The following is a 6,799-nucleotide window of genomic DNA, read 5'->3' on the forward strand; positions in this document are numbered from 1 at the left end:
TCTCAATTATGAGAAGCTTATTTTTTATCCACATGATAGATTTGATATACGTCTCGTTTCGACAAATCTCGATCTTTAGCGACTGTTTTTATCGCTTCTTTTGAATTCATACCTTTTTCATTTATATAATGTTCAATATGATTATATACTGAAATAGCTTCCCACCATTGTTCTTCTGGAGTAGGTTCTTCTGTTGAACCTGCTACTAAAATACAAAACTCACCACGAACTTCATTTTGCTTCGTCCACTCAATCGCTTCTTCAATTGTTCCACGAATAAACTCTTCAAATTTTTTCGTTAGCTCACGACATAATACGATTTCCCTATTTCCTAATACTTCTTGCATAGAGATTAAAGTATCATCTAAACGATGTGGCGCCTCATAAAACATCATTGTAGTTGGAATATAGCGTAGTTTTTCTAATTCAAGCTTACGTCCCTTTTTATTTCTTTGCAGGAAACCATAGAAATAAAAATGTTTTGTCTCAAGTCCTGATGCAATCAATGCTGTAAGGGCTGCATTTGCCCCAGGAAGCGGGATAACATGATATTGTTCTGCTACAGCCTCTACAACGATATCATAACCAGGATCTGAAATACATGGCATACCAGCATCGCTCACAATGGCTACAGTCTTACCTTCTTCTAACTTATCTAAAATTTTCCGTCCACTTACTCCTTTATTATGCTCATGATAACTCATAACTGGTGTTTCAATTTCAAAGTAATTACAAAGTTTCTTCGTTTGCCTTGTATCTTCCGCTGCAATAATGTCTGCCTCTTTTAAAATTCGGATTGCACGAAATGTCATATCCTCTAAATTTCCGATTGGAGTCGGTACTAAATATAAAACTCCCTTTTCATTTTGCTGAAAGCTTTTTTGCTGCCACATAGCGTTCTCCTTTTTGCATATATTCTTCTTTTTTTTTCCTCGTTAACTGCTTAAAGTGATACTCAGCTTGCATAGCCGTTCGTTTATCCTCGTGATCCTCTACATATTTTAAAACAACTGGAAGTCTAGCGCGTGTATATCTAGCACCTTTTCCACTATTATGGGTCTCAATCCGTTTTTCTATATGATTCGTGTATCCAGCATAATAACTTCCATCAGAACACTCCACCACATAAAAACAATGCTTATTCTTCTCCATATAAAATTGAACGAAGCTCCTTTGTATATTCATTATTTTCTTCATATACAAAAAGAGGTGGTAAGATTTTTAAATCTGCATTTCCATCCTTAATTCCTTCAATTAACAATGTATTCGCTTCTTTACCAGCCTTAGGATAAACAAATCGCACACGTTTCGGTTCAATTTTGTATTTACGCATTAATGTGACGATGTCGAGCAAACGACCTGGACGATGTACAAATGCTACTTTCCCACCCTGTTTCACTAGCTGACTACTTGCGTATACAACATCTTCTAGTGTGCACATAATTTCATGACGAGCTATCGCTAAATGTTCATTCATATTCTTCTCAGAAGTTTGTGGTGTTTGAAAATAAGGAGGATTACATGTTACAACATCATATTGATGACGTCCAAGTTTCTCCGGCATATCTTTCAAATCTCCATGGATTAAATGAATTCTTTCTGCTAAATTATTGTATTGAACGCTTCTTATTCCCATATCATATAAGCGCTCTTGAATTTCTACACCTGTAATTTTCCCTTTTGTCCTTGTACTTAATAAAAGAGGGATAACTGCGTTACCTGTACACAAATCAAGTAAATTACCTTTTTGAATTGGCACCCAAGCAAAATCTGCAAGTAAAACAGCATCCAAAGAAAAATTAAATACTGATGGACTTTGTACAATCTTCATATCTTGCGCTAATAAGTAATCTAAACGCTCATCTTCATATAAATTCATATATTGCTCCCTTTCTTACACTTAACCTACCCTATTTCATCTTCTATTAATGTAAAAATAAATTTCATTCTACTCTCATGTATAAAAAATTACCTTTCCAATTATATTGGAAAGGTAATCTCACTTTTTATTTAAAAATGACAGACAGAATAAACAATCTCCCTCTTTACGTACACTTCCATAATGTAGATTGCAAATATGAAAACCTTCTTGATATAGTCTCGCTAGATTATCGTAGCCTTCACCAATATCTGTCTTCGCCTTCATTTCTTTGCGTTTTTGAGTTTTTTGTTTTTCCTTGTTCTGCACTTCTTCAAAACGATGTCGCAAATTTTCATTTTCCATTTTTATATGTTGGTTTTCTTCCAATAATTCTGCAAGATGTTGTTTTAATTCTCCCAACTGTTTGTATAAATGTCCAATTTGCTCTTCCATACTAGAAACCGATGCAAAAATATCCTTTTTCTCCACAAGCACCCACCTCATTAATCTGTGGTTTGACTCGAAACGACCCCTTTATTCATTAATTCATCTAACGTATATTCTACTATCCGTTCCTTGTCTACTAGTTCCACTTGAATTAATCTTTCTAAAATATTTAATCCGATAACACGGCCAGTACCGTGCGGTGTTTGTATACGTTGATCTAAATCAGGAAGTTGTTCCTTTGCTGCCTCATATTCATCATTCTCATATTTTAAGCAACACATTAAGCGACCACATAAACCAGAGATTTTTGCAGGATTTAATGATAAATTTTGATCCTTTGCCATTTTAATGGATACAGGTTCAAAATCTCCTAAAAAAGTAGAACAACAAAGCATACGACCACATGGACCAATACCACCAAGCATTTTTGCTTCGTCACGAACGCCGATCTGTCTCAGCTCAATTCTTGTCCTAAAAATTGCCGCTAAGTCTTTCACTAGTTCCCGGAAATCAATCCGACCATCCGCAGTAAAGTAAAAAATAATCTTATTACGATCGAACGTATACTCTACATCTACAAGCTTCATATCAAGATTATGTTCTCCTACCTTTTGTTGACAAACTTGATATGCTTCTTTCGCAGCATGCCTATTCTCTTCAACAATGGTACGATCATTTTCATTTGCAATACGAATAACTTTTTTTAGCGGTAATACAACGTCATTTTCATCAACTTGCTTTTTGGTAATAACTACTTTTCCGTACTCAATACCTCTTACCGTTTCTACAATTACAAACTCATTTTCTGAGATATCGAACTGATTCGGATCAAAGTAATATACCTTTCCGGCCTTCTTAAAGCGAACACCTACTACATCATACAAAACGGTCATCCCTCCTGCAACCGCAACACTAACTGTTCGAACACAAGCTGCGCATTTACATTAGCGTTGATTCTATTTTTTGCCTCTAATATATTAAAGAGAGCTGATACAATGCGCTTCTGAGCATAAGAAAAGGATTCAAACATCTCTTTCTGCTCATGAAAAACAAGACGATCTTCTTCTCCAAGTTGAACATATAATAAATCCTTATAAATAAGGAGTAACATATCTAAGCCTTGCTGTAATTGTTCTTTCTCTCCAAAGTGCTTCCCCCATTTTTCTTGTACAAAAAAAATAGAGGCCTTATCTTTTTCGAGCGCTTCACATAATTTTATCACTAAAGCTCTCGCTTGTGCAAACCATTCATCATTACACATTAATAAAGCTTCTTCAAAACTATTTGTAAGCTGCGCAGCAAGTGTAGATAAAGAAACTGTAATACCTTCTTCCTCTAACCTCTTAATTAAAGATTCTGTAGGCAACGGCCTAAACGTAACAACCTGACAACGAGATAAGATTGTATTTAAAATCTGATGACTTTGTTCAGTAAGTAAAATAGCTGTTGTATCACTACTTGGTTCTTCTAAAAACTTTAAGAGCGTATTCGCTGCATTTGCTGTCATACGATCTGCATGCTCAATAATATATACTTTTTTATTTGCTTCTAATCCTGTTTTTGAAAACTCTTCTTGTAAATCATGAATTTGCTGTTTTTTAATAGATAATCCATCTGGTTTTACAATATGTAAGTTTGGGTAGTTACCTGAATCAATTCGGCGACAATTCGTACATACATGACAAGGCTCTACACCATTTCTTTGTGAACAGAGAAAACTTTTTGCCATTTGAATTGCTGTGGCGAACTTCCCAGTCCCTTTCCCTCCCTCTAACAAGTAAGCGTGAGATATACGCTCTTTTGCAATGCTATTCATCAACATTTTGACACCGATGGGCTGTATAGCAGAAAGCTGCTCCCACGTATTTATCATACTGCATACCTCACTTATTTCATTCTTTCCTTCTATTATAACAATTTATCTTCTATAATCTGAACAACTTCTTCTATAAGTTTTTTCATTGGTTGATCAGCATTTACTAATACAATGCGATTAGAGAAACGCTCTACAACTTGTAAATACCCTTCACGCACACGTTTATGGAAAGAGATATCTTCCATATCTAGTCGATTTACTTCACGTCCTGCATCTTTTCCAATTCGTGCTAAACCTACCTCTGGCTCAATATCTAAATAGATTGTTAAAATAGGCATACAATCTTCCGTTGCGAAACGATTAATTTCAAATACTTTATCCATACCTAAGCCTCTTGCATATCCTTGATATGCTAAAGAGCTATCTATAAAACGATCACATAGTACAAGATAGTTTTCCTCAAGTGCTGGCATAACTTTTTCCACTAAATGTTGTCTACGTGCAGCAGCATATAAGAGCGCCTCTGTACGTGCTTCCATCATCGTATACTCTTGTTTATGTAAAATTGTTCTAATATCTTCAGAAATTGCAATACCACCCGGTTCTCTGGTCGCCATTACCTTTTGTTCCTTTTGCTCAAAATATGGTAATAAACTTTTAATTAATGTTGTTTTACCCGAACCTTCTGGCCCTTCAATTGTTACAAATAATCCCTTCATCCTAAAACCTACTTTCTATATCATACACGTTCATATATTGCGTACTACCTTGAAAACGAGCCCCTGTTTTCTCTAAATGAGTAATTTGCTTTGTATGTTCTTGAGTAATTCTCTCTCCATACATGATCAATGGAATTCCAGGTGGATACGGAATCACCATTTCTGCAGCTATCATACCAACGGCTTCTTCTATAGATACTAACTTCGTTTCGTATCTCTCTAATTGTTTATACGTATACGGTAAAGGGGAAATCTCCCCTTTATAAGTATAACGAATTGATACTGTCTTGTCTTTTACCTTATATTGCTGCATAGCTAATCGAATGATCTCTATAGCTTTCATATACCCCTCATTTACTTGTAACGGTAATATAAATAGGACGTTATATGGATCTGCCATTTCCGTATATATACCGACTTTTTCAAATACAGACTGTAATTCATACCCCGATAACTGACAGCGAGTTTGCACCGTAACTTTTAATTCATCTTGCGATGGATATTGCAAAATGGCTATTTGTGGGATAGATCGCAATCCTTCTTTAAATCGGCGTAAAAACTCAACGATTTCATCATGACCCTCTTCCTTTATAACTGCTATTGCAAAACGTGCTATATCAAGAGAAGCCATAATTGGATACGATGGGCTACTAGATTGTAGCATACTTAAATAGGAGGAAACTTTTTCTTCGCTCACCAAACGGCTATTTATATGTAAATAAGATCCCATTGTCATCGCAGGTAATGTTTTATGTGCGGAATGAACCACAATATCCGCACCATAAACTAATGCTGACTTCGGGAAGGGGTCCCCTATACAAAAATGCGCCCCATGGGCTTCATCTACTAGAACAGGAATTTTATGTGCATGTGCGTAAGCGATACTTGCCTCTAAATCAATTCCCATACCATAGTAATTAGGATGTGTTAAAATAAGTGCTTTTGCATTTGGATACTTTGTAATTGCCTCCTTAATAATTTCATCATGAACCCCTACTGGTACGTTATGTACTTCATCAATCCATGGATTTAAAAAGACCGGATTAGCCCCTGCTAATTTCAAACCATTAATGATCGATTTATGACAATTTCTTTGTACGAGGACAATATCATGTTCGCCGCAGCAAGACAAAATCATTGCTAAATTTCCAACTGTTGAACCATTAATTAAAAAATAACTTTTGTGCACGCCATATACTTCAGCTAATAATTGCTGTGCTTCATCTATACATTCAAACGGGCTATGTAAATCATCTAATCCTGTTAACTCTGTTAAATCAATTGATAATATGTCCTTAAACCCCCCTGAAGCTTTCTGAGGGAAGTTTAAACCATTCTTATGACCCGGAACATGAAAAGATAGTAGTCGCCTTTCTTTAAATTCCATTAGCGCCTCATATAAAGGCATACGATTTTGATTCATATATATCTCTTCCTTATTATTCATTCTGTATCTATTATACAGATATTAGGGCAAAAAAAATAATAGGCATAATGCCTATTTAAAAATATGATACTTCTAATTTTCGCAGTTGTTTTAAATAATGTATATACTTCGGGTCAGTTGTCTCAGTATTCACCAGATTCCTTTCGCACTCGTAACATATTAAATTATTATATACATATATTCCTTCCCCTCTTTTTGTCTCACAAACGATGCAAATTTCACTTGGTAATTTCATAATCTTTCCTCCCTTTTTAAATAAACATATTATATACCTCTATTCCTTAACAAATTTCCGGAAAATATACATCAATTTTTTATATAATATGATTTATTCTTGGGCAACGTGTTTGTATTACTTATGTATTCCCTTTACTTCTTTCATGTACTGTTTAAAAACAAAAAAACACAAGTCAAAAGACTTGTGTTTTTATCTTGCTTGGCGACGTCCTACTCTCACAGGGACAAGGTCCCAACTACCATCGGCGCTAGAGAGCTTAACTTCCGTGTTC

9 protein-coding genes are annotated in these 6,799 nt (G+C 35.2%); all 9 read right to left on the reverse strand.

What is annotated here, in order from left to right:
* Window positions 1-17: 17 nt before the first annotated feature.
* The 9 genes from rsmI to AC0IXC_RS28440 all read right to left on the reverse strand — a co-directional run bounded on the left by rsmI (window position 18) and on the right by AC0IXC_RS28440 (window position 6,525).
* Complete coding sequence (gene rsmI, locus AC0IXC_RS28400) at window positions 18-893, reverse strand: 16S rRNA (cytidine(1402)-2'-O)-methyltransferase (protein WP_002143972.1); 876 nt, start codon at window positions 891-893, stop codon at window positions 18-20.
* A complete protein-coding gene (locus AC0IXC_RS28405) occupies window positions 862-1,152 on the reverse strand; it encodes a GIY-YIG nuclease family protein (RefSeq protein ID WP_215591271.1) in 291 nt (96 codons plus the stop codon). Before AC0IXC_RS28405 ends, rsmI begins: the two co-directional genes overlap by 32 nt.
* Window positions 1,139-1,879 (reverse strand): tRNA1(Val) (adenine(37)-N6)-methyltransferase, encoded by a 741-nt coding sequence (locus AC0IXC_RS28410; RefSeq protein WP_002029328.1) that lies wholly within the window; start codon window positions 1,877-1,879, stop codon window positions 1,139-1,141. Before AC0IXC_RS28410 ends, AC0IXC_RS28405 begins: the two co-directional genes overlap by 14 nt.
* 120 nt (window positions 1,880-1,999) lie before the next feature.
* Window positions 2,000-2,350, reverse strand: a complete 351-nt coding sequence (gene yabA, locus AC0IXC_RS28415) for a DNA replication initiation control protein YabA (protein ID WP_002009639.1) — start codon at window positions 2,348-2,350, stop codon at window positions 2,000-2,002.
* Window positions 2,351-2,364: 14 nt separating this feature from the next.
* Window positions 2,365-3,192 carry a PSP1 domain-containing protein gene (locus AC0IXC_RS28420; protein WP_002009637.1) on the reverse strand — a complete coding sequence of 276 codons (828 nt, stop codon included), beginning with the start codon at window positions 3,190-3,192 and terminating at the stop codon, window positions 2,365-2,367.
* Window positions 3,193-3,197: 5 nt separating this feature from the next.
* Window positions 3,198-4,181 (reverse strand): DNA polymerase III subunit delta', encoded by a 984-nt coding sequence (gene holB, locus AC0IXC_RS28425; protein WP_002009636.1) that lies wholly within the window; start codon window positions 4,179-4,181, stop codon window positions 3,198-3,200.
* A 35-nt stretch (window positions 4,182-4,216) separates the two neighbouring features.
* Entirely contained in the window at window positions 4,217-4,843 is a 627-nt protein-coding gene (tmk, locus tag AC0IXC_RS28430) for a dTMP kinase (protein ID WP_471653654.1), read from the reverse strand.
* Window position 4,844: 1 nt separating this feature from the next.
* Window positions 4,845-6,266: an aminotransferase class I/II-fold pyridoxal phosphate-dependent enzyme gene (locus tag AC0IXC_RS28435; RefSeq protein WP_471653655.1), complete on the reverse strand. Its 1,422-nt coding sequence runs from the start codon at window positions 6,264-6,266 to the stop codon at window positions 4,845-4,847.
* Between the two features lie 79 nt (window positions 6,267-6,345).
* Complete coding sequence (locus AC0IXC_RS28440) at window positions 6,346-6,525, reverse strand: sigma factor G inhibitor Gin (protein ID WP_002130199.1); 180 nt, start codon at window positions 6,523-6,525, stop codon at window positions 6,346-6,348.
* Between the last annotated feature and the right edge of the window lie 274 nt (window positions 6,526-6,799).

This window comes from Bacillus sp. AC266 (assembly GCF_979253805.1).